Genomic DNA, 2,068 nt, shown 5'->3' on the forward strand with positions numbered 1-2,068 from the left:
GAGGTGGTCAACTACCTAATTTTCAGGGAAAAAGTACCTGAATTTTCCCCCGATCCCCGCAATGGCTGGCACTTTTTGAGGGGAAAAAAGTCCAAAAGTCTTATCCAACAAGGTTTTTAGATTTATTCAGCAGACCCTAATTAAGTAGGTAGGCGTTAAAAATTATCAGATGCCCCCCTTATTAAGGGGGATCCCCCCGCCTATCGGCACCCCCCTTATCAAGGGGGGCAGGGGGGATCGAACCTAAAATCAATTTTTAATTTAATTATAACCAGCTACTTAAATGCAGTACAGCCTATTACTGTTCCATAAAGGTCCGCACCGTACCATCAGAACCAAGAACCAGACGCAATTGGGGATTACCAGAGATATCGAGGGGAGAAACAAAAGGTTGATTAAGCAGGGGCATATTAGTGCGATCGAGATAGATTTTCGCCGCCTGTCCCAGGGGAATAATCTGTTTTAGGGAACCATCCTGATTTAAGACCAAACGGTACTCTAGAGTATGCTTGAGACTTTCCGGCGGTTGCCAACGGGATTGAAAATATTCTCTGGTTTCTGCCACTTGGGGAATTGTATCTAGTAAGTTCGTCTCTGGGGCTTTAGCGGTGCTTGTGGGCGGTTTGGGGTCTAAATTGGCATTGTCGGGGTTAATAGGGCTTATAGGCGGTAAATTGGGCAATTTTGGCGGTGCTGGACTCGGATTCATCGTGGTGGGGGGAACATTTGTCAGTGCATTTGTACCCTGAGTGCTGGTGACGGGGGGGGCAGTAATCGGGATGTTCTGATTATTCGGTTCAATTATGATCGCCGTGCCGCCGGGACGCGAACCTGTGACTGGTGGCGGCGGTAAAGTGGGCGGCGGAATCACCAGGGGGACGCTAGAGGGCCGAACTGGGGCTGGAACGGTTCCCACGGGTGGCGGTGGCGGTAAAGGGGTTTTATTGCCCAAATTTGCCGGTAACTGCGGGTTTGGGGCGGCCGTTCCCGTGGGGGGTAAAGGCAGCGTTGGCAAGGGTTGGGGAATCTTGGCACTATTGGGATCAGTGGTTAAATCATTGTTGGCCAATTCTTGCTGTTGATAAAATGCGATCGCTATTCCCCCGATAGTTATTAGGGCTGAGGCGATTAATCCCGTCCACATCAGGGCATTTTTTCGAGTTTTCTGGCGAATTAATGGGGGTATTAGGGGGCTTTCATGGTTATATTCCCCTAAAGCATTGGCTAGATCGAATAATTGCGATGTGGTTAATTCGATCTCCTGTTTATCCTGATCGGTTAGCAGGGAACCTAAAAATAATTGATGCTGCAGAAGTCCCTGACAACGGAGAGAGGGTAAGGAGGGGAGATGGCTTTCGGGGGAACCACTAGCCACGAAAGAGAGGGTAGAAACGGGACTAGAGAGTAAATTCTGCACATAATTAGCGACAATTTCCCCTAGGAGTTGTAATTGTGTGCGATCGCCTTTGATCGTCACCTGTTTTTCCTCACTCAATCTAGGATCATCAAAGCGCAATTGAAAGTGGGCATCGTTTAAGACATTTTTACCCAGCCAAACCGCTAGGGGCGAACTATTTCCCCAAATTTCTAGGGTACAGGTGGGGGGTGTATATTTGCGAATTAGATTACTCATTTTTAGTTAAGTAGTTGGACAAAAGTAAAGTTAACTGTGGGGTAAGGAGTCAGGAGTCAGGAGTCAGGAGACAGGAGCCGGGAGTCGGGAGTCGGGAGTTTCAGGCTTTGTTGCCCTCTCTTTTTTGTACCAACTTATGTACTATAATAAGGATAATGCAAGGTTTTTGATGGTCCCAATCCGATTTTTTGGCACTAACATCGGATTTTAACAGGTCAAAAGCCTTATTTTAAAAGGGTTTTACCATTATTCAGCAGACACGAATTATGAATTATGAATTATGAACTAGGAAGAATAAATAGGGTCTGCTGAAAAAGTTTTTCCTGGGGGTAGGAGTCAGTAGCCGGTCGTCAGGAGTCGGTCGTTTTAGGCTTTGTTGCCCTTGTTTTTTGTACCAAGCGATGTACTACAAGAAGGATAATGCAAGGTTTTTGA

1 protein-coding gene is annotated in these 2,068 nt (G+C 46.8%); it reads right to left on the reverse strand.

All coding sequences use genetic code 11. The features are described 5' to 3' along the window. Positions 1-298 precede the first annotated feature (298 nt). Positions 299-1,633 carry a DUF4335 domain-containing protein gene (locus tag O9332_RS24580; RefSeq protein WP_288027749.1) on the reverse strand — a complete coding sequence of 445 codons (1,335 nt, stop codon included), beginning with the start codon at positions 1,631-1,633 and terminating at the stop codon, positions 299-301. Positions 1,634-2,068: the final 435 nt, after the last annotated feature.

Source organism: Microcystis sp. LE19-10.1B (assembly GCF_027530565.1).
Lineage (GTDB): Bacteria > Cyanobacteriota > Cyanobacteriia > Cyanobacteriales > Microcystaceae > Microcystis > Microcystis aeruginosa.